Source organism: Microbacterium sp. JC 701 (assembly GCF_021026215.1).
GTDB classification, from domain to species: domain Bacteria; phylum Actinomycetota; class Actinomycetes; order Actinomycetales; family Microbacteriaceae; genus Microbacterium; species Microbacterium algihabitans.
On record NZ_JAJNCV010000001.1, the window covers coordinates 1,564,070 to 1,585,207 of the forward strand.

At 71.1% G+C, this 21,138-nt stretch carries 19 protein-coding genes; 16 read left to right on the top strand and 3 right to left on the bottom strand.

Translation table 11 applies throughout. The annotated features are described in order from the left end of the window. Nucleotides 1–79 precede the first annotated feature (79 nt). Both pknB and LPW41_RS07385 read right to left on the bottom strand, forming a co-directional pair. The gene (gene pknB / locus LPW41_RS07380; RefSeq protein ID WP_230704453.1) at nt 80–2,029 is read right to left on the bottom strand and encodes a Stk1 family PASTA domain-containing Ser/Thr kinase; all 1,950 of its coding nucleotides are present in this window, start codon (nt 2,027–2,029) and stop codon (nt 80–82) included. A 72-nt stretch (nt 2,030–2,101) separates the two neighbouring features. Next, the gene (locus LPW41_RS07385) at nt 2,102–3,097 is read right to left on the bottom strand and encodes a LysM peptidoglycan-binding domain-containing protein (protein ID WP_144827999.1); all 996 of its coding nucleotides are present in this window, start codon (nt 3,095–3,097) and stop codon (nt 2,102–2,104) included. Nucleotides 3,098–3,233: 136 nt separating this feature from the next. Here LPW41_RS07385 and LPW41_RS07390 point away from each other — a divergent pair, with 136 nt between their 5' ends. Further along, nucleotides 3,234–3,578, top strand: a complete 345-nt coding sequence (locus LPW41_RS07390) for an Rv2175c family DNA-binding protein (protein WP_144827995.1) — start codon at nt 3,234–3,236, stop codon at nt 3,576–3,578. A 68-nt stretch (nt 3,579–3,646) separates the two neighbouring features. On the opposite strand, the gene LPW41_RS07395 is transcribed toward LPW41_RS07390, so the two are convergent. Further along, complete coding sequence (locus LPW41_RS07395) at nt 3,647–4,729, bottom strand: polyprenyl synthetase family protein (protein ID WP_154095849.1); 1,083 nt, start codon at nt 4,727–4,729, stop codon at nt 3,647–3,649. Between the two features lie 64 nt (nt 4,730–4,793). On the opposite strand from LPW41_RS07395, the gene LPW41_RS07400 reads away from it, so the two are divergent. The 15 genes from LPW41_RS07400 to LPW41_RS07470 all read left to right on the top strand — a co-directional run bounded on the left by LPW41_RS07400 (nt 4,794) and on the right by LPW41_RS07470 (nt 21,136). After that, nucleotides 4,794–5,174 (top strand): DUF3040 domain-containing protein, encoded by a 381-nt coding sequence (locus LPW41_RS07400; RefSeq protein WP_144827989.1) that lies wholly within the window; start codon nt 4,794–4,796, stop codon nt 5,172–5,174. A gap of 365 nt (nt 5,175–5,539) precedes the next feature. Beyond that, a complete protein-coding gene (gene mraZ / locus LPW41_RS07405; RefSeq protein WP_013583202.1) occupies nt 5,540–5,971 on the top strand; it encodes a division/cell wall cluster transcriptional repressor MraZ in 432 nt (143 codons plus the stop codon). 98 nt (nt 5,972–6,069) lie between these two features. After that, entirely contained in the window at nt 6,070–7,023 is a 954-nt protein-coding gene (gene rsmH, locus LPW41_RS07410; protein WP_187358342.1) for a 16S rRNA (cytosine(1402)-N(4))-methyltransferase RsmH, read from the top strand. Then, complete coding sequence (locus LPW41_RS07415) at nt 7,020–7,649, top strand: hypothetical protein (protein WP_154095847.1); 630 nt, start codon at nt 7,020–7,022, stop codon at nt 7,647–7,649. The genes rsmH and LPW41_RS07415 overlap by 4 nt, the downstream gene beginning before the upstream one ends. A gap of 5 nt (nt 7,650–7,654) precedes the next feature. Beyond that, on the top strand, nt 7,655–9,454 hold the full coding sequence (locus LPW41_RS07420) for a penicillin-binding protein 2 (protein WP_144827980.1): 1,800 nt from the start codon (nt 7,655–7,657) through the stop codon (nt 9,452–9,454). 64 nt (nt 9,455–9,518) lie between these two features. Further along, nucleotides 9,519–10,931 (top strand): UDP-N-acetylmuramoyl-tripeptide--D-alanyl-D-alanine ligase, encoded by a 1,413-nt coding sequence (gene murF, locus LPW41_RS07425; protein ID WP_154095845.1) that lies wholly within the window; start codon nt 9,519–9,521, stop codon nt 10,929–10,931. Further along, nucleotides 10,928–12,034, top strand: a complete 1,107-nt coding sequence (mraY, locus tag LPW41_RS07430) for a phospho-N-acetylmuramoyl-pentapeptide-transferase (RefSeq protein ID WP_144827974.1) — start codon at nt 10,928–10,930, stop codon at nt 12,032–12,034. The genes murF and mraY overlap by 4 nt, the downstream gene beginning before the upstream one ends. After that, complete coding sequence (gene murD / locus LPW41_RS07435; RefSeq protein ID WP_144827972.1) at nt 12,031–13,548, top strand: UDP-N-acetylmuramoyl-L-alanine--D-glutamate ligase; 1,518 nt, start codon at nt 12,031–12,033, stop codon at nt 13,546–13,548. The genes mraY and murD overlap by 4 nt, the downstream gene beginning before the upstream one ends. A 10-nt stretch (nt 13,549–13,558) precedes the next feature. Then, complete coding sequence (ftsW, locus tag LPW41_RS07440) at nt 13,559–14,809, top strand: putative lipid II flippase FtsW (protein WP_144827969.1); 1,251 nt, start codon at nt 13,559–13,561, stop codon at nt 14,807–14,809. An 85-nt stretch (nt 14,810–14,894) separates the two neighbouring features. Next, on the top strand, nt 14,895–15,968 hold the full coding sequence (locus LPW41_RS07445; RefSeq protein ID WP_230704454.1) for a glycosyltransferase: 1,074 nt from the start codon (nt 14,895–14,897) through the stop codon (nt 15,966–15,968). A 238-nt stretch (nt 15,969–16,206) separates the two neighbouring features. Continuing rightward, nucleotides 16,207–17,613: a UDP-N-acetylmuramate--L-alanine ligase gene (murC, locus tag LPW41_RS07450; RefSeq protein WP_144827963.1), complete on the top strand. Its 1,407-nt coding sequence runs from the start codon at nt 16,207–16,209 to the stop codon at nt 17,611–17,613. A 2-nt stretch (nt 17,614–17,615) separates the two neighbouring features. Continuing rightward, nucleotides 17,616–18,542, top strand: a complete 927-nt coding sequence (locus LPW41_RS07455) for an FtsQ-type POTRA domain-containing protein (RefSeq protein WP_144827960.1) — start codon at nt 17,616–17,618, stop codon at nt 18,540–18,542. Nucleotides 18,543–18,693: 151 nt separating this feature from the next. Further along, nucleotides 18,694–19,881 carry a cell division protein FtsZ gene (ftsZ, locus tag LPW41_RS07460; RefSeq protein WP_144827957.1) on the top strand — a complete coding sequence of 396 codons (1,188 nt, stop codon included), beginning with the start codon at nt 18,694–18,696 and terminating at the stop codon, nt 19,879–19,881. Between the two features lie 66 nt (nt 19,882–19,947). Beyond that, on the top strand, nt 19,948–20,634 hold the full coding sequence (locus tag LPW41_RS07465; RefSeq protein ID WP_144827954.1) for a YggS family pyridoxal phosphate-dependent enzyme: 687 nt from the start codon (nt 19,948–19,950) through the stop codon (nt 20,632–20,634). 31 nt (nt 20,635–20,665) lie between these two features. Beyond that, nucleotides 20,666–21,136 carry a cell division protein SepF gene (locus tag LPW41_RS07470; protein WP_144827952.1) on the top strand — a complete coding sequence of 157 codons (471 nt, stop codon included), beginning with the start codon at nt 20,666–20,668 and terminating at the stop codon, nt 21,134–21,136. The last annotated feature ends 2 nt before the right edge of the window (nt 21,137–21,138 follow it).

Sequence of the window (21,138 nt, forward strand, 5' to 3'; positions counted from 1 at the left end):
CGGATGCCGCCGACGCGGGCGTGGAGGCATGTGAACGCTCGGCCACACGAACGGTGCCGCGTCAGGGCGAAGCGTGCGACTACAGCGTCGGCGTGATCGTGATGGTCGAGCCCTGCGGAGCCGTCGTACCGGCCTTCGGATTGGTCGAGCGCACCTTGTAGATGTCCCAGTACTTGAACCCGAGGGGGAGGGTGCCGTCGTCGATGCCCGCGTTGACCTCGAAGCCGAGACCCTGCAGGGTCGTCACCGCCTCGCGGATCGACATGCCCACGATGTTGCCGGGGATCTCGACCGGCTTGGGACCGATCGAGACCGTCAGCGGAACGGTGTCGCCGGGGCGCCAGTTGCCGCCGCCGTCGCGGTCGCCCATGCGGATGACGTTTCCGGATGCCACCGAGTTGCTGTACTCCTCGGTGACCGAGCTGTCGAGTCCGACCTCCTCGAGGGCGTTCTGGGCACGGGACTGCAAGTCGCCCGTCACGTCGGGGATCGGACCCAGCGAGGTGACGAACGCCGACGCGTCGCCCTCGTAGACGGTGCAGCCGCCCGTGCAGTCGAAGGCGTCTCCGCCCGAGCGGGGGATGATCGACGCGCTGAGGACCGTGCCGTCGGCGGCATCCGTGAACTGTCTCTCCGGGTCGCCGACGCCGACGAACGCCTGCTCCATGACGGAGCGCGCCTCGTCGAAGCTCAGCCCGGCGAGCGAGGGGATCTGGTGCGTGGCGGGACCGGCCGAGACGAGCACGGTGACGACCGTGTCCTTATCGAGGCGTGATCCCGGGTCGGGGTCGGAGCCGAGGGTCGTGCCCGCGGGGATCTCGCGATCGTTCACGTCCTGCTGCTGCGCGATGAGCTGCTGCTGCGCGAGCAGGGCCTCGGCGTCGGCGAAGCTGCGGCCGGACACGTCGGGCACCGACACCATCGAGCCCGGACCGGAACCGAAGTACCACCCAGTGAAGCTGGCGCCGCCGGCGAGCAGCAGCACGATCACGAGGATCCACGCCCCGCGGGCGGTGCGTCGGCGCGTGCGGGCGCGCAAGCGTGCCGCGTTGTCGGGCTCTTCGGTGGGGACCGGCGGAAGCGATGCGGTCTGCGGGAGCACCTTCGTCAGCTCGCGCGACTCGGCGGCCGAGGCGGGGGAGGTGATGCCGACCGAGACGGCGCGCGCCACCTGCGGGGCCAGGCCCAGCTCCTTCTCGACGGCGCGCAGACGCTCGAGCATCGCGGCCGCATCGAGGGGGCGGTCGTCGGGCTCGCGCTCGGTCGACCACAGCACGAGCTCGTCGAGCTGCTCGGGGACCGACGGGTTCTTCGCGCTGGGGCGGGGGACCGAGTCGGTGGCGTGCTGGTAGGCGATCTGCATCGGCTGCTCGCCCTTGTAGGGCTGCTCGCCGGTGAGCATCTCGTAGAGCATGATGCCGAGCGAGTAGATGTCGCTGCGGGCGTCGGCGGTGCCGCGGGTGACCAGCTCGGGGGCGAGGTAGGCGATCGTGCCCATCAGCTGCGCGCCGCTGGCGGTGTTCGCCGTCGTCGCGCGGGCGAGGCCGAAGTCGCCGATCTTGATGCGGCCGTCTTCGGCCAGCAGCACGTTCTCGGGCTTCACGTCGCGGTGCACGATGCCGGCTCGGTGGGCGGCCGCGAGGCCCGACAGGATGGCATCCATGATCGTCAGGGTCTGATCGACCGTGAGGCGGCGGTGCTCGCGCAGCAGCTCGCGCAGCGTGATACCCGGCAGGTACTCCATGACCAGGTACGCCATCTCGCCGTCCTGGCCCTGGTCGAACACGTTCACCACGTGCGGATCGCTCAGGCGCGCGGCCGAACGGGCCTCTTGGATGAACCGGCTCTGGAACACGGTGTCGTCGCTGAGGTGGCCGTGCATGACCTTCAGCGCGACCCGTCGCTCGAGGCGCAAATCGGTCGCGACGTACACGGTCGCCATGCCGCCGCGCGCGATGCGCGCGCGGACCCGGTACCGGCCGTCGACGAGACGGCCGATCAGCGGGTCGGCCTGCTGACTCGTGCTCACGTGTCGAGTCTACGGAGAGCCCCCTGTGAGGCCGGGCAACGGCTCACCCTCACCTGGGGATCCGAGGCGGGATCAGCCCAGAACGGCGAGCCATGTCGTCGCGGGCTGCTCCCACTGCGCGTACCGGTCGGGGTAGGCCGAGATCTGCACGGCCTGAGCGGCGTCGGCGTAGGGCAGCTGCTCCCAGCCGGGGATGTCGAGCAGGCCGCGCGTCGTGGCGCCGTTGGGGTCGGCCGAGCCGCCGAAGAACACGCGGGTCGAGCGGTCGCGGTCGCGGATCTGCTCGGCCGTGCCCCAGCCCTGGCTCGGACGCTGCTGGAACAGTCCCAGCGAGTCGCGGTCGCCCCAGTCGAGGTTGCGCAGCCACGACTCCTGCATGGCGGTGCCGAGAGCGATGACGATCCCGCGGTCCGAGACGCCGAGCTCGCGGCCGATGCGGATGATCAGGCGGGCGTTCTCGGACTGCTCGGCGTCGAGACCCGGGGCGGTGACGGGCGCGACAGAGGCGGGAGCGGGCCCGGCCGCGGGGATCTGCAGCACCTGCCCCGGGTAGATGATCGAGGCCCGGGTCAGGCCGTTCGCCGACAGCACGGCGTCGATCGACACGCCGTTGCGCGCGGCGATCGCCGACACGGTGTCTCCGGGTCGCACCTCGGCGGTCGCTCCCACGGGCGCGCTCTCGGGGGCGGGGGCGGATGCCGCCGGCGCGGCGGTCAGCGCGAGCACCTGTCCCGGGCGGATGACGTTGTCGGCGCCGATGCCGTTGGCGGCGCGCACGGAGGCGGTGTCGAGCCCGTGGGCGCGGGCGATGCCCCAGACGGTGTCGCCGGGCTGCACGACGTAGGTGAGCGCGGCGGGGGCGGCGGCGAGTACGGGGGTGCCCAGGGAGCGCGGTTCGAGCGCTCCCGTCGGGGGCACGAGGCTCGACGGGGTGAGAAGGGCGGTCGCGTGCGCGGCGTGCTCGCCGACCAGGCTGAGCGCGATCGAACCGACCACCGCGGCGGGCCAGACGGCGGGGGAGCGGCGGGGGGTCTCCGTGGGCAGGGGGGACAGCGTGAGTCGTCGCATGGTGGGGGATTCCGTTCTTCCGACTGCCCGCCACCGTCCCATGCCGTGGGGTGGATGTCAACGAATGAGGTGCATGTGACTCGTGTGACAGGCGAGCACGGGGGTTGATGAGCGCGCGGGGTGAGATAGTGAATCAGTGACCGACAACACCCGTTACGCGACCGACTGGCTGACCATCCCCGATCTGGTGGAGCTGCTCGACGAAGCCCACGGGCGCGTGCGCCGCCTGCTCGACGAGCAGTATCTGGTGGGCACGCGTCGCGACGGCGTCTTGAAGGTGCCGTCGGTGTTCATCGTCGACGGGCGTCCCCTGGCCTCGCTGCGCGGCACGATCATCGTGCTGCACGACGCCGGCTTCGACTCCGACGAGATCATCGACTGGCTGCTCAGCCCCGAAGAGACCATCGGCATGCCTCCGATCGAGGCGCTGCTGGCCGGTCGCAAGAGCGAGGTGCGTCGGGTCGCCGCGACCCTCGCCTGATCGATCCGGATGCCGCGGGCTCGCCCCCGCGGCGCCGTCGCCGGGTCTTCCGGCCGAGGCGTCTCGACTCAGGCGGTGCGCTCGGTCGCCGCTCGCGCCAGCGCGCGCAGTTCGTCGACCGCCCCGGCAGCCAGACTCGCCCCGTCGAGGGCGTCGTCGGCGCGCCGCGCGAAGTCGGCGATGAGTTCCTCGGTGCGCGCGAGGGCGCCGCTGTCGACGATGGCGCGCTGGAGCGTGCCGATCTGCTCGGCGGTGAGGGCCGGGTCGCCGAGCAGCGCGTCGATCGCGTGACGCTCGTCGGCGGGCATCGCCTCGCGGGCGTAGGCGACGAGCACCGTGCGCTTGCCCTCGCGCAGATCGTCGCCGACGGGCTTTCCGGTGATCGCGGTGTCGCCGAAGACCCCGAGCACGTCGTCGCGCAGCTGGAAGGCCATGCCGACGTCGTGACCGAAGCGGCCGAGGGCGTCGAGCTGCCCGTCGTCGGCGCCGGCGAGCGAGGCCCCGATCAGCAGGGGCTGCTGGATGCTGTAGCGCGCCGACTTGTACGAGGCGACGCGCAGCGCGCGCTCGGCGTGCGTCTCATCGGGGTAGACGGTGTAGGCCGACTCTTCGGCGACGTCGAGGAACTGCCCGATCGTCACGTCGCGGCGCATCTGCGCGTACGCGCGACGGGTGGCCGCGGCCGTGGGGGAGCTCGAGGCGAGCCCCTCTTCGAGCAGGTCGTCGCTCCAGGCCACCAGCAGGTCGCCGAGCAGGATCGCCCCCGAGCGGCCGAACGCGTCGGAGTCGCCCGCCCAGCCGGCGTCGCGGTGGGCCGCCTGCAGGGCGCGGTGGGCGGCGGGCTGCCCCCGGCGGGTGTCGGAGTTGTCGACGAGGTCGTCGTGCACGAGGGCGGCGGCGTGGAAGATCTCGAGCGAGGTCGCCACGGCGAGGGCGGCGTCGTCGAACGAGGCGCTCGAGCGGCCGGCGGACCGCCAGCCCGTGAGGCAGAAACGCGCACGCAGGCGCTTTCCTCCCCGCAGGGCGGAGGCGCCCGCACGGGTGAGGGATTCCGCCTCGGGGCCCAGTGCGGAGGCGTACGATAGCTGTTCAGTGAGGAACTTGTCGAGTCGCTGGGAAACAGCTTCGATCGGTTCCGGGGAGGTCGGCACGGGCCTAGCCTAGTGATCCACGCCGCGCGTAGAATCGTCCGCAACGAACAACAGAGGGGGATGCATGCCACTGTCAGAGCAGGAGCAGCGTCTGCTGGATGAGATGGAACGCCATCTCATGAGTAACGACACCGACGTCGTGACCGCCCCCAGTCGTGCCCTCAGCTACCGCAACATCGTCCTCGGTTCGATCCTCGTGCTCGCCGGCCTCGGCGCCCTCGTCGTGGGCGTGTCTGTCGGCTTCAACACGGGCGTCCTCGGCATCGCGATCGGCGTGCTCGGCTTCCTGCTCATGGTGGGTGGTGTGATCTTCGCGGTGACGCCGATGCGCGGCGCCGTGGCGTCCGCTCCCCGCTCGACGAAGCCGCGCGCCGCGCGCGCCTCGGGCGGATCCTTCATGGACCGCATGAACGACAGGTGGGATCGCCGCAACGAAGGGCGCTGATCCCTCGCAGATTTTTTGAAGCACCGGCTCTTCGGAGCCGGTGCTTTTTTTCGTGCCCGGGGCGCGGCATCCGGAACGATCTTCCGACGCGTCGACGGGGCGCGCTCGCGAGGGGGCGAGCCGCGGGGGGAGGAAGGGTGAGGCGCGTTTTCCCTCCCTTTCGCTCCACCCGCGGTGGCGCCACCGCCCGCTGAGCCGTCAGAACCGCGGAATTACGCGGATCTTCGACGTGCGCGGTCAAGCGTCCGGACACAGTACACGGCGACGCCCATCGCGAGAAGAGTGGGTTTTCGATAGCAAAGTGGAGGGCGGTGGAGTAAAGTGGGGGAAACTTCGCAGGCCGGACGAAGGGGGTGGACGCCCGAATGCTGCTCGGTACGCACACACCCAAGCTCGACGACAAGGGTCGGGTCATCCTGCCGGCGAAGTTCCGTGACGATCTCGGCGCCGGAGTGGTGATCACGCGCGGGCAGGACCGCTGCCTCTACGTGTTCAGCACCGAGGAGTTCGAGCGCGTGCACGAGCGGATCCGCGAGGCCCCGCTCAGCAACAAGCAGGCCCGCGACTTCCTGCGCATGTTCCTCTCGGGGGCCAGCGCCGAGAAGCCCGACAGCCAGAACCGCATCACCGTTCCCCCGGCGCTGCGCACCTACGCCGGCCTCGGGCGCGAGCTCGTCGTCACCGGCGTCGGAGCCCACGCCGAGATCTGGGACGCCGAGGCCTGGAACACCTACGCCGAGAGCAACGAAGAGACGTACGCCGAGATGGAGCAGGAGGTGATCCCGGGACTGTTCTGACCCTCCGGCTGTGATGCCCAGCCGCACGCCCTGACGCACTTCCCCGGCGCCAGGTCGAGCGGATGGGGATCAGAGCCGAAGGATCGGACCCCGACATCATGGACATCCGCGACATCCACACTCCCGTTCTCCTCGAACGCTGCGCCGAACTGCTCGGTCCCGCCCTGCAGAAGCCCGGATCCGTCTTCGTCGATGGCACGCTCGGCATGGGCGGGCACTCCGAGGCCTTCCTCGAGCGCTTCCCCGAGGCCCGACTCATCGGCCTCGACCGCGACACCGACGCCCTGCGCATCGCGGGGGAGCGCCTCCAGCGTTTCGGCGACCGCGTCACCCTCGTGCACACCGTCTACGACGGCATCGCCGAGGCCGTGGCATCCGCCGGCGTCTCGAAGGTCGACGGCATCCTGTTCGACCTGGGCGTGTCGTCGCTGCAGCTCGACGAGGCCTCGCGCGGGTTCGCCTACGCGCAGGACGCCCCGCTCGACATGCGCATGGACCAGACCACCGGCGTGACCGCCGCCGAGGTACTCGCCACCTACGGCGAGGGCGACCTCCGCCGCATCTTCGAGCGGTACGGCGAAGAGAAGCTCGCCGGCCGCTACGCCCGCGCCATCATCGCCGCCCGCGCCGAGGCTCCCCTCGAGCGCTCGGGTCAGCTGGTCGACGTATTGCAGGCGGCGACGCCCGCGGCGGTGCTGCGCGAGCGTCACCCGGCCAAGCGCGTGTTCCAGGCCCTGCGCATCGAGGTCAACGCCGAGCTCTCGGTGCTCGAGCGCACGATCCCCGCGGCTCTCAAGGTGCTGGGCGTCGGCGGCCGCATCGTCGTGCTGTCGTACCAGTCGCTCGAAGATCGGCTGGTCAAGCGCGTGTTCGCCGACGCGTCGACCTCGACCGCGCCTCGCGGCCTGCCGGTCGAGCTGCCCGAGCACGCGCCCAAGTTCACGCTCCTCGTGCGCGGTGCCGAGCTGGCATCCGAGGAAGAACGCGCGGTCAACCCCCGCGCCACCCCCGTTCGCCTGCGGGCGGCCGAGCGAATCCAGGAGGACGCATGAGTGCACCACAGGCCATCGATGCGGCTTTCCTGCCCGACTTCCCGACGCCGGTCCGCGAGCGTCGGCTCACCGTCGTCCCCGCGACCGCCCGCCGCCGCGCCCCGCGTCGCCTCTTCGGCGTGATCGCCGTCACGGGTGCCCTCGTGATCGTGCTCGTGCAGATGGGTCTCGGCATCCTGACCACGCAGAGCTCGTTCGAGATCGCCTCGCTCACCCAGCAGCAGCGCGACCTGACGTACCAGAAGCAGATCCTGAACGACGAGAGCGCCGGGCTCGCCTCGCCGCAGTACCTCGCCGCCAACGCCGCCGCGCTCGGCATGGTGATCGACGAATCGCCGACCTACCTGCGCCTGAGCGACGGGGCCGTGATCGGCTCCGACAAGCCCGCCGACGCGGTGTCGTCGGTGGATGCCATGGGGCGCGGTTCCGTGCGCAACGCGCTCATCGCCGGCGTGCCGCTCGTGACCGACCCCGCTGCCTCGACGACGGCGGACGGCGCCGCGACGGAGGCTCCCGCCGCCGACGCCACGGCCGGGACGACGACGACCGGTGCGGCCACCCCGCCCGCCGGATCCGCGACACCCCCGTCGATCAGCGACGGTCTGCCGACTCCCGCGACACGATGAGAGCCATGACGACGACAACCTCCCGGTCCCCGCGGCGTCGCACCGTCGTCGCCCTCTCGATCGTCCTCGTCGTCCTGCTCGCCTTCGTGGTGCGCCTGGTCGACATCCAGGTCGTCAACGCACGCACCCACGTCGACGACTCGCTCGCGATGGGCCTCGAGAGCTCGCGCACCGAGTACGGCTCGCGGGGCTCGATCGTCGATGAGAACGGCGTCACCCTGGCATCCGCCGTCAACCGCTACGACGTGCAGATCGACCCGAAGCTCGCGGTCGAGGGCATCACCACCCGCACCGACGACGACGACGAAGACGGCACCACCACCGCGTGGCCCGTGCTGGCCGCGCAGATCGCCGCGGTCACGGGCCAGGAGGCCTCCGACGTCGAGAAGATCGTCACCGACGCCGTGGCCGAGAACCCCGACTCGCGGTACGCCATGATCGCGCGGAGCGTCTCGACCGAGCAGTACCGCGCGCTGGTCGACCTGCACCTGCCGTTCCTCAGCTTCCCGCCGCAGGCCGGACGCATGTACCCCGACGGCGCGGTCGCCGGCAACCTGCTCGGCTTCGTCGGCAGCGATGGACAGCCCCTCGCGGGCCTCGAGGGGGCCGACAACGCGTGCCTGGCCTCGAGCAACGGCAAGGTCGTCTTCCAGCAGAGCCGCGACGGCGTCGTGCTTCCGGGCACCGAGGTCGTCACCCAGCCCGCCGTCGACGGCGGCACGCTCACGCTCACGATCGACCGCGACCTGCAGTGGTACCTCCAGCAGCTCATCGCCGAGCAGGTGCAGAACACCGGCTCGCTGTCGGGCACCATCACGGTGGTCGAGGCGAAGACCGGCAAGATCCGTGCGCTCGCGGAGTACCCCTCGGTCGACCCCAACGACCCCACCGCGACGCCCGAGAACGACCGCGGCAGCGCGGCCTTCGGCAACCCCAACGAGCCGGGTTCGACGATGAAGGCCATCACGGCCGCGATCGGTCTGGACAGCGGGTCGTTCACCTCCGACACCACCGTGACCGCGTCGTCGAGCGAGACGCTCCCCGGCGGCTCGCGCGTCTCGGACTCGTTCTCGCACCCCGCGAACAACTACACCCTCACGGGCGTGCTCATCGACTCCTCGAACGTCGGCATCTCGAAGTTCGGCGAGATGATCCCGCTCGACACCCGTGTGTCGTACCTCGAGAAGTTCGGCCTCACGCAGCAGACCGCCGTCGGGTTCCCCGGCGAATCGGGCGGCATCATGCGCGACCCCGCCGGCTGGGACAAGCAGACCTTCTACAACACGACCTTCGGCCAGGGCATCTCGGTCACCGTGCCGCAGCTGGCCGGGGCGTACCAGACCATCGCCAACGGGGGAGTGCGCATGCCGCTCTCGATCGTCGAGGGTTGCACCGCGGCCGACGGCACCGTCACCGACGTGCCCGACGCCCAGGGCGAGCGCGTGGTCTCGGCCGACGCGGCGCACCAGGTCGGACTCATGCTCGAGAACGTCGCCACGCAGGGGACCCTCGCCAAGCAGGTCGCGATCCCCGGCTACCGCATCGCCATCAAGACCGGTACCGGTGAGAAGACCGACCCCACCACCGGGGCCTACAAGGGCGACGCGTACTTCACGACGATGATCGGTTTCGCCCCCGCCGACGACCCCCAGTACGTGGTCGAGGTCAACCTCGACGAACCGCGGACGGTAAAATCGTCCGCGGCCACCGCCCCCGCGTTCCAGAAGGCCCTCACGCAGGTTCTCAAGACCTACCGCGTGATTCCGTCCGGAACCACGACCCCCGAACTGCCCAAGTTCGGCTGAGACACCGCCGACGCCGGTCTCGTCTCGGTAACGAATGCGACACGGAAAGGGCGTCCGCACAGCAATGATCTCCACCAGCCTCTCCCACCTCGCCGACGTGCTCGGCGGGCGCCTCGTCGTCCGCTCCGGCGACACCCCCGACACCACGGTCTCGGGGCTCGTCGACACCGACTCGCGCCTCATCGAGCGCGGCGACATCTTCGTCGCCAAGCCCGGTGAGACCACCGACGGGCACCTGTTCGTCGGCACCGCCGTCGAGCGGGGAGCGGCTCTCGCGATCGTCGAGCGCGAGGTCGAGGCCGAGGTGAGCCAGATCGTCGTCGCCGACGTCGTGGCCGCCCTCGCCGACCTGGCCCGCGACGTCGTCGCGCGCGTGCGCGCGCACGGCGACTTGAAGATCGTCGGCATCACGGGCTCCAACGGCAAGACGACCACCAAGAACCTCCTCGCGCGCATCCTCGAGGGTGAGGGCGAGACGGTCGCCCCGCGCGCCTCGTTCAACAACGAGGTCGGCGCGCCGCTGACGATGCTCCGGGTGACGGATGCCACGCGCTACCTCGTGAGCGAGTTCGGCGCCAGTGCCCCCGGCGCGATCGCGCGCCTCGCGGGCCTGGTCACCCCCGACATCGGCGTCGTGCTGATGGTGGGCATGGCCCACGCCGGAGGCTTCGGCGGCATCGAATCGACGTTCCACGCCAAGAGCGAGCTGGTCAAGGCCACCCGCGAGGGCGGCCTCGCCGTGCTGAACGCCGACGATCCCCGCGTCGCGGCGATGGAGCCGATCGCGCGCGAGCGCGGCCAGCAGGTGCGCTGGTTCGGCCGGGGCGAGCGGGCCGAGGTGCGCGCGGTCGACGTCGAGGTCTCGGCATCCGGCACCCGCGCCGACCTGCTGGTCGACGGAGAACCCTTCACCCTCACCCTGCGGGTGCTCGGTGAGCACCACGTGATGAACGCCCTCGCCGCCCTGGCCGCCGCCACCGCCCTCGGCGTGTCCTCAGCCGACGCGATCGCGCGCCTCGAGACCGTCGAGATCGCCGAGCGCTGGCGCATGCAGCCGCTCGGCTCCGACCGCGTGCGCATCATCAACGACGCCTACAACGCCAGCCCCGACTCGATGGCCGCGGCCCTGCGCACCCTCGCGCAGATCACCGGCCCCGACGAGCGCACGGTGGCCGTGCTGGGCGCGATGAGCGAGCTGGGGGAGTACGCCGACGAGGAGCACGACCGCGTCGGCCTGCTCGCCGTGCGTCTGCGCATCCAGCGCATCGTCGTGATCGGGCCCGAGGCGCGCCGCATGTACCTCGAGGCGATCGCTCAGGGCTCGTGGGACGGCGAGGCGGTGTTCTTCGCCGACGCCGACGCCGCGTTCGACTACCTCTCGACCGAGCTGCGCGACGGCGACCGCGTGCTGGTGAAGTCGTCCAACTCGGCCGGGCTGCGACACCTCGGCGACCGACTCGGGGAGCTCTTCGCGTGAGATCACTTCTGACCGCGGCGGCGATCTCGCTGGCGTTCACCCTGTTCCTCACGCCCGTGTTCCTGCGCTGGTTCCGCAAGTGGGGCTGGGGCCAGGTCATCCGCACGCCCGAGAACGTGCACAACCCCTCGCACGGGGCCAAGCGCGGCACGCCCACGATGGGCGGCACGATCTTCATCCTCGGCACGATCGTCGGCTACCTGATCGGCTCGTTCGCCGGCAACAACCCGCCGACGATCTCGGGTCTGCTCGTGCTGTGGCTCATGCTCGGCTTCGGCGTGGTCGGCTTCATCGACGACTACATGAAGGTGCACTACCAGAACAGCCTCGGACTGTCGGGGTGGCGCAAGATCGCCGGCCAGGTGATCGTGGCCGTGCCCTTCGCCATCGTCGCCCTCAACTTCCCCAACGCCATCGGACAGACACCGGCGTCGGAGTACATCTCCGTGTTCCGCGACATCCAGGTGCTCTCGCTGTTCGCCCTGGGCCCCATCCTCGGCTGGCTGCTCTACCTGGCATGGATCTCGTTCATCGGCACGGCGGCATCCAACTCCGTCAACGTCGCCGACGGCCTCGACGGCCTGGCCGCGGGCTCGGGCATCTTCGTCGTGGGCGCCTACAGCCTCATGGCCTTCTGGCAGAACAAGCAGATGTGCGCCGAGGCTCTCGACCCGACGGTCCAGGCCGGCTGCTACGCGGTGCGCGATCCCTTCGACCTCGCCATCGTGTCGGCCTCGTTCGTGGGCGCCCTGGTCGGGTTCCTCTGGTGGAACGCGCCCAAGGCCAAGGTCTTCATGGGCGACTGCGGCTCGATGGCGATCGGCGGCGTCATCGCCGCCATGGCGATCCTCACCCGCACCGAGATCCTGCTCGTGCTCATCGCGGGCGTCTACGTCATCGCGTCGGGCTCCGTGATCCTGCAGCGGGCCTACTTCAAGGTCACCCGGGGCAAGCGGCTGTTCCTCATGAGCCCCCTGCACCACCACCTCGAGATGCGCGGGTGGCCCGAGGTCACCATCGTCGTGCGCATGTGGATCATCGCGGGCCTGCTCGCCGTCTCGGGCATCGGATTCTTCTACGTCGAATGGCTTGCACGCGTATGACCGACCTCACCACCCTCACCAGCTGGCACGCCGACTGGAAGGGCCTGCGCGTCGCCGTGCTTGGCCTGTCGGTCACGGGCTTCTCGGTCGCCGATACCCTCGCCGAGCTCGGCGCCGAGGTGCTCGTCGTGACCGAGCGGGCGGATGCCGAGTACGCCCGGCTGCTGCCGGTGATCGGCGTCGCGCTGCACGAGGGGTCGCTCGACACCGTGCCCGAGGCGCTGACCGCCTTCGCCCCCGAGGTCGTCGTCGCCTCGCCCGGCTTCCCGCCCCACCACCCGGTGATCCGCTGGAGCCTCGAGCACGACATCGCGCTCTGGGGCGACGTGGAGCTCGCATGGCGCGTGCGCGACAAGGTCGTGCGCGCCGACGGCCGACCCGCCGACTGGGTGCTCATCACCGGCACCAACGGCAAGACCACCACCACGCGCCTCACGGCCGAGATGCTGATGACGGCGGGGATGCGCGCCGTACCCGTCGGCAACATCGGCACGCCCGTGCTCGATGCGGTGCGCGACCCGAGCGGCTTCGACGTCTTCGTCGTCGAGCTCTCGAGCCACCAGCTCTGGTACCTCAACCGTCAGAGCGGCGCCGACGCGCTCTCGCCCCACTCCGCGGTGTGCCTGAACCTCGCCGACGACCATCTCGAGTGGCACGGCGGAGCCGACGCGTATCGCGCGGCGAAGGCCGGCGTCTACGCCCGCACGCGCGTGGCCTGCGTCTACAACAAGGCCGACGCCGCCACCCGCGAGATGGTCGAAGACGCCGAGGTCGTCGAGGGCGCCCGCGCCATCGGCTTCGACCTCGGCGTGCCCGGCCCCAGCGACCTCGGTGTGGTCGACGGCATCCTGGTCGACCGCGCCTTCCTCGAGGAGCGCGCGACCTCGGCCCTCGAGCTCACGACGATCGCCGACCTCGCCGAGCGGGGTCTCGCGGCGCCGCACATGGTGGCGAACATCCTCGCGGCATCCGCCCTCGCCCGCTCCCTCGGAGCGACACCGGCGCACATCTTCGACACGCTCGAGCGCTTCCGCCTCGACCCGCACCGCATCCAGGTCGTCGGCGCCCACCGGGGCGTCACGTGGGTCGACGACTCCAAGGCCACCAACCCGCACGCCGCGGCCTCGTCGCTGGCGGCGTATCCCGGAGCCGTGTGGATCGTGGGCGGGTTGCTCAAGGGCGTCGACCTCGGCGACCTCGTGCGCACGCGCGGCGCGACGGTGCGCGCGGCCATCGTGATCGGCACCGAGCGCGATGACATCGTCGCGGCGTTCGCGCGACACGCCCCGGCGGTGCCGCTGTTCGAGGTCGACCACGCTGAGACTGAAGACGTCATGGCGCAGGTCGTCGAACTGGCGGCGGGTGTGGCGCGGGACGGAGACACGGTTCTCCTGGCTCCGGCGGCGGCATCCTTCGATCAGTTCGCGTCCTACTCCGACCGCGGCACGCGATTCGCCGACGCGGTGCGGGCCTGGATCGCCGGCCACGACGGAGCATCACGACCGCAGGACTGAGAGGACACGCGTGACCACGACGGCGCCTCGTCCGCGGCAGAGCCCCGACGAACCCGCGCGCGCGGGTCTCGCGGCCCGCGTCTCGCTGGGCCGGGCCTTCCGCCCGGTGCCGAGCGAGTTCCTCCTCATCGCCTCCGCCGCCCTGCTGCTGACCGGATTCGGCCTGGTCATGGTGCTCTCGGCGACCTCGGCGCTCGACAACGGTCAGACGCCGTTCGACCACGTGCTCAAGCAGGGCATCTTCGCCGTGGTCGGCATCCCGCTCATGTTCGTCCTGAGCCGGATGCCGATGCAGTTCTGGAAGCGCGTGGCGTGGCCCGTGCTGATCTTCGCCACGGCGTTCCAGATGCTGGTGTACGTGCCGGGGCTCGGTATCGCCTCGTACGGAAACCGCAACTGGGTGAACATCGCGGGCTTCCAGTTCCAGCCCGCGGAGTTCCTCAAGCTCGCCCTGGCGCTCTGGATGGGCGCGGTGCTGTACCGCAAGCGCCACTTGCTGACGTCGTGGAAGCACGTATTCATCCCCGTCGTGCCCGTCTCCGTGCTCGTCATCGGCACCGTGCTCGGCGGAAAAGACCTCGGCACCGTGATGATCCTCGTGCTCGTGGTGCTCGGCGCGCTGTTCTTCGCCGGCATCAAGCTGCGCATGTTCGTCATCCCTGCCGTGCTCGCCCTCGCCGTCGTGCTCGCCTCGGCCGTGGGCAGCGAGAACCGCATGGCGCGTATCGCGAGCCTGTTCAACCCCGACGACGCGTCGTGCTACTACACCTCGTGCTACCAGTCGCTGCACGGCATCTGGGGGCTCGCGAGCGGCGGCCTGTTCGGTCTGGGCCTGGGCAACTCGAAGGAGAAGTACGACTGGTTGCCTGCCGCCGCCAACGACTACATCTTCGCCATCATCGGCGAGGAGCTCGGACTCATCGGGTGCATCGTCGTGCTGCTGCTGTTCGCGATCTTCGCGGTGGGCGCGTTCCACATCGTCCGTCGCACCGACGACACCTTCGTGCGCATGATCGCCGGCGCGATCACGCTGTGGATCGTCGGCCAGGCCCTCGTCAACATCGGCGTCGTGCTGCGCATCTTCCCCGTGCTCGGTGTGCCCCTGCCGTTCATGTCGCAGGGCGGAACCTCGCTGCTGTCGGTGCTGATCGCGTGCGGCGTGCTGCTGTCGTGCGCGCGCACGTTGCCCGATCGCCGCACCGAGGTCGTCTCGGCGCCGCGAGCGCCGCGCCGTGGGGCGGCCCCGCGCTCGCGCGGCTGAGCATTTCGCGGCGACACCCCGTACCCGCTCACGTGGCCGGGGCGCCCCGGGCGGGAACGCCCCGCGACCTCGTTAGGGTCGTACGGTGACGACTTACCTCCTCGCCGGCGGCGGTACCGCCGGGCACGTGAACCCCCTGCTGGCCGTCGCCGACGGCCTCCGCGCGCGCGACGCCGCGGCCGACGTGCTGGTGCTCGGCACCCGGGAGGGTCTCGAGGCGCGGCTCGTGCCCCTGCGTGGCTACGAACTGCTCACGGTCGCCAAGGTGCCCTTCCCGCGTCGCCCCGATCGGGCGGCGGCGGCGTTCCCGATGCGTTTCGTGCGCGCGATCTCGCACGTGAGGCGCCTCATCCGCGAGCGCGGAATCGACGTCGTGGTGGGCTTCGGCGGCTACGCGGCGGCGCCGGCGTATCTCGCCGCGCGGGCCGAGCGCGTGCCGTTCGTCGTGCACGAGGCGAACGCGAAGCCGGGCCTGGCGAACGTGCTGGGCGCGCGGTCGGCCGCGGGCGTGGGCGTCGCGTTCGCCGGAACCCCTCTGCGCGGCGCCCGCGAGGTCGGGATGCCGCTGCGTCGCGAGATCGTCGAGCTCGACGCCGAGGCTCTGCGCGCCGAGGCGGCCGCGCACTTCGGACTCGATGCGGCCAAGCGCACTCTGTTGGTGTTCGGCGGTTCGCTCGGCGCGCTGCGACTGAACACCGCGTTCGGCGGTGCGTGGCAGGACGTGATCGACGCCGGATGGCAACTGCTCCACGTCACCGGCCAGAACTCCGACCTGCCCGACCCGGGCGTCGAGGGGTACGCCGTCGTGCGCTACGTCGACCGGATGGACCTCGCCTTCGCCCTCGCCGACTTCGTCGTGTCGCGCTCGGGCGCGGCGACCGTCAGCGAGATCAACGCCCTCGGCATCCCCGCCGTCTACGTGCCGTACGCGGTCGGCAACGGCGAGCAGAGCCTCAACGCCGCCGCGGCCGTGCGCGCGGGCGCGGCGCTGCTCATCGCCGACGCCGACCTCACGCCGGAGCGGGTGCGCGCCGAGATCGTGCCGCTGCTCGCCGACGACGAGCGCCGCGACGCCATGCGGTCCGCTGCCGCGCGCACCGGCATCCGCACCGGTACCGAGAACGTGATCGCCCTGGTCGACGAGGCCCTGGCGCGCTGAGCCCCTGACCCCACCCGCCGTCCCCGGTCCGCCCCGGCGCCGTCCGCCCCGGCCCCGCCGTCCTGCGGATTCCGCGCCCGACACGCCGTCCCGGGGCGCGGGACCCGCGGCGTGTCGACGGTCGACTCCGCAGGACGGTGGCCGCCCCGACCGCGCCGCCGCCCCGGATCACCCGGCGCCCCGACCGCCAGCGCGCCGAGGCCGACGCGCAGGATCGGCGACGTAAACTCGCTACGCCATGATCAGACCCGACCTGAGCCTCCCCATCCCCGAGACCATCACCTCCGCGCACTTCATCGGCGTGGGGGGATCGGGCATGTCCGGACTCGCCCGCATGTTCCTCGACCGCGGCATCCGGGTCTCCGGCTCCGACCGCTCCGACGGCGCGGCCCTGCGCGACCTCGCCGCCCGCGGCGCGACGGTGCACGTCGGTCACGACGCGGCTCACCTCGGCGACGCCGACACCGTCGTGCACACCGGGGCGATCTGGCCCGAGAACCCCGAGTTCGTCACCGCCAAAGAGCGCGGGCTGCACGTGATCCACCGCTCGCAGGCCCTGCACTGGCTCATCGGCGGGCGCCGCCTCGTCTCGGTCGCGGGTGCGCACGGCAAGACCACCTCGACCGGCATGATCGTGACGGCCCTCCGCGCCCTCGAGGTCGACCCGACCTTCGTCAACGGCGGCGTCATCGCCGACCTGGGTGCCTCCAGCGGCACGGGCTCCGACGACCTCGTGGTGATCGAGGCCGACGAGTCCGACGGCACGTTCGAGCTCTACGACACCTCGGTCGCGCTGATCACGAACGTCGACCCCGACCACCTCGACCACTACGGCTCGCGCGACGCGTTCGACGCCGCGTTCGCCCGTTTCGCGAACGCCGCCCGCGAGGCCGTCGTCATCTCGGCCGACGACCCGGGCGCCCGGTCGGTGCGCGAGCGCATCACACACGCGCACGTGGTCACGTTCGGCGAAGACGCCGCAGCCGACGTCCGCCTCAGCGGCATCCGCACCGACGGACCCGTCGCCTTCACCCTCACCGCCGACGGCGAGAGCGTCGACGTGCAGCTGCGCGTGCCCGGCGCCCACAACGCGGTCAACGCCGCCGGCGCGGTCGCCGTGTTGCGCGTGCTCGGGCACTCCCTCGCCGACGCCGCGCGCGCGGTCGAGGGCTTCGGCGGCACGGTCCGCCGGTTCGAGCTGCACGGCGTGCAGCACGGGGTCAGCGTCTTCGACGACTACGCGCACCACCCCACCGAGGTCGCCGCGGCCCTCTCCGCCGCCCGCACCGTCGTGGGCGAGGGGCGCATCATCGCGATCCAGCAGCCCCACACGTACTCGCGCACGCAGGAGATGTACCGCGAGTTCGCCGAGGTGCTCGAGTCGCACGCCGATCACACGGTCATGCTCGACGTGTACGGCGCGCGCGAAGACCCGGTGCCCGGGGTGACGGGAGAGCTGGTGAGCGGAGCGTTCGCCGACCCCGCGCACGTGCACTACGTGCCCGACTGGCAGCAGGCGGCCGACTACACCGCCGGCATCGCCCGCCCGGGCGACTACGTCATCACCCTCGGCTGCGGCAACGTGTACCAGATCATCCCGCAGGTGCTCGACGCGCTGTCGCGCACCGAGGCCGCGGCGGTCTGATCGTGGAGCGGCCCTCGCCCCTGCCGTCGACTCCGGCCTCCGCTCGCCCGGCCAAGACCCCGCGCGAGCCGGTCGCCGCGCCGACGGCCGACGAGACCGCTCCGATCCTCCCTCTCGCGCGCACCGAGGTTCCGCCCGTCGACGAGCGGGTTCCGGATGCCGAGGGCGCGAGCCTGCGCGACGTCTGGCGCGCGTCGAGAGCGCGTCGGCGCGCCCTCTCGGCCGAGGTGCGCCGGTTCACCGTGCGCCAGCGCCGTCGTCGCCGCGTGTGGATCGGCGTGGGTGCGGCGTTCCTGGTGATGGTGCTGGGCACCGCGGGCGCCGCGTACAGCCCGCTGTTCGCGGTCGAGAAGATCGACATCGAGGGCGCGTCGTCGCTCGACGTCGCCGCCGTGACCGACGCGCTCAGCGGCCAGATCGGCACTCCTCTCGCGATGGTCGACGACAGTGCGGTCAAGGCCGCGCTCGTGCGCTTCCCGCTCGTGGAGTCGTACACGCTCGAAGCGCGTCCTCCGCACGACCTGGTGGTGCGCATCGTCGAGCGCACGCCCATCGGGGCGATCCAGGGTCCGGCGGGCTTCACGGTGGTGGATGCCGCCGGGGTCGCCCTGTCGACCACGCCCGAGGCTCCGGCCGGTCAGCCCGTGCTCGATATCGCGGGCGGTCCCGACTCCGCGGCGTTCCGTGCGGCGGGCCGGGTCGTCCGGGCTCTCCCCGACACCGTGCGCGCGCAGGTGACCGCGGTGTCGGCATCCACCCCCGACGACGTCACGCTGACCCTGGGCGCCACCGGGTCGCGTGTGGTGTGGGGGAGTGCCGACCGTTCGGCCGAGAAGGCGATCGTGCTCGACCGGTTGATGGCCAAGAGCCCGCCGGATCGCGTCAAGGAGTACGACGTGACCTCGCCCGAAGCCGGCGTCGTCCGCTGATATCCGAAGCGATCCTCCGACACTCCGCGTGTCGGTCCCGTGGCGTGCGCGCGGCGACCTACCTTCAACTTAAGGAATTGCATACCGGGCAATTCTTTAACCCTCAACATGAGGTTTAGAGTTTCGGGTTCGGGGACAAACGGAGGCCGGCATGAGCCACAACCAGAACTACCTCGCCGTGATCAAGGTCGTCGGTGTGGGCGGGGGCGGCGTCAACGCCGTCAATCGCATGATCGAGCTCGGCCTGCGCGGCGTGGAGTTCATCGCGATCAACACCGACGCACAGGCGCTGCTCATGAGCGACGCCGACGTCAAGCTCGACGTCGGTCGTGAACTGACGCGCGGCCTGGGTGCCGGCGCCGACCCCGAGGTCGGCCGACGCGCCGCCGAGGACCACGCGGAAGAGATCGAAGAGGCCCTGCGCGGCGCCGACATGGTCTTCGTCACCGCGGGTGAGGGTGGCGGAACGGGCACCGGCGGTGCTCCCGTCGTCGCCAAGATCGCCAAGTCGATCGGCGCCCTGACCATCGGTGTCGTCACCAAGCCCTTCTCGTTCGAGGGTCGTCGTCGTCAGAGCCAGGCGGAGGCAGGTGTGGGCCGGCTGAAAGAAGAGGTCGACACCCTCATCGTCGTCCCGAACGACCGCCTGCTCGAGATCAGCGACCGCGGCATCTCGATGATCGAGGCGTTCGCCACGGCCGACCAGGTGCTGCTCGCCGGTGTCCAGGGCATCACCGACCTCATCACGACCCCCGGTCTCATCAACCTCGACTTCGCCGACGTCAAGTCGGTCATGCAGGGTGCCGGCTCCGCCCTCATGGGCATCGGTTCGTCCCGCGGGGCGGATCGCGCCATCAAGGCCGCCGAGCTCGCCGTCGAGTCGCCGCTGCTCGAGGCCTCGATCGAGGGTGCGCACGGCGTGCTGCTGTCGATCCAGGGTGGCTCGAACCTCGGCATCTTCGAGATCAACGACGCCGCCCAGCTGGTGAAGGAAGCGGCTCACCCCGAGGCCAACATCATCTTCGGTACGGTCATCGACGACACCCTCGGCGACGAGGTGCGCGTGACCGTGATCGCGGCCGGCTTCGACGGCGGCGAGCCCTCGCTGCGCATCGACGCGGTCGGCGCCCAGCGCCCGGCATCCGCCCCGGTCGTCCCCGTCATCCCCGCCGAAGAGGTCGCGCGCGACCTCGACGCGGCCGAGGAGCAGAAGGGCTCGACCGAGCGTGCGCCCGAGCGTCGCCCCGAGCCCGCGCCGGTCACCGCCCGCGTGCCCGAGACCTCGTACGACGCCGGCTACGCCGACGACGACCTCGACGTTCCGGACTTCCTCAAGTAAGCACGACCGCCTCGACGAGAGCGGGTCCGGTCTCACCGGGCCCGCTCTCGTCGTCGAAGGAGCCTCATGGACAACGCCCTGGCCGACCGCCTCGCCGCCGTCGACGAGCGCATCCGCGACGCCGCCCGCGCGGCCGGACGCGACCTCGACGAGATCACCCGCATCGTCGTGACGAAGTTCCACCCCGCCGCGCTGGTTACCGACCTGTACGAGCTGGGCGTGCGGCACGTCGGCGAGAACCGGCAGCAGGAGCTCACCGCCAAGCGCGCCGAGCTCGACGGCATCCGGGATCTCACCTGGCACTTCATCGGCCAGGCGCAGACGAACAAAGCGCGTGCGGTGCGGGCGTCGGCGGATGCCGTGCACTCGGTCGACCGCGCGCGCATCGCCGACGCGTTGCACGCAGCGGATCCGGATGCCGCGCCCCTCGACGTGCTCGTGCAGGTCAACCTGACCGACGACCCGGGCCGCGGCGGGGTCGACCCCGACGGTGTCTCTGCGCTCGCGACGCACGTGGCGGGCCTGTCGAGCCTGCGACTGCGGGGCGTGATGGCCGTCGCCCCCCTCGACGAAGAACCCGCGCGGGCGTTCGAGCGCCTCCGTCGCTGCGCCGACGCGACACGCGCGGTCGTGGGCGACGCGACGTGGATCTCGGCCGGCATGACCGGCGACTTCCCCGAAGCGATCGAGATGGGCGCGACACACCTGCGGATCGGCTCCGCAATCACGGGCCCGAGACCCGCGCGCCAGTAGCCTCGAACCAGACGAGCGAACGGAGGATGCGATGTCGAACCCCCTGAAGAAGACCATGGTGTACCTGGGCCTCGCCGACGAGGAAGAGACCTATGAGGAGACCGCGCCGCAGCCCATCGCGCGCAAGCAGGCAGCGCCCGCAGCTCCGGTCGAAAAGGCCGCGCCGGTGACCCCCCTGCACCGTCCCACCGTGGTGCGCCAGCCCTCGGTCGGACCCGTGAGCGAAATCCTCACGGTGCACCCCAAGCAGTACCGCGACGCGCAGCTGATCGCCGAGAACTTCCGCGAGGGAATCCCGGTCATCATCAACCTGTCGCAGATGAGCGACGCCGACGCGCGTCGCTTGATCGACTTCGCGAGCGGACTCTCGCTCGGACTGTACGGCCGCATCGAGCGGGTGACGAGCAAGGTGTTCCTGCTCTCTCCCGAGAACATCGCCGTGTCCGGCGACGGTGCGATCGCGCAGGCCGACCCCGAGGGTGCGCCCTTCGCGTCCCAGTAACA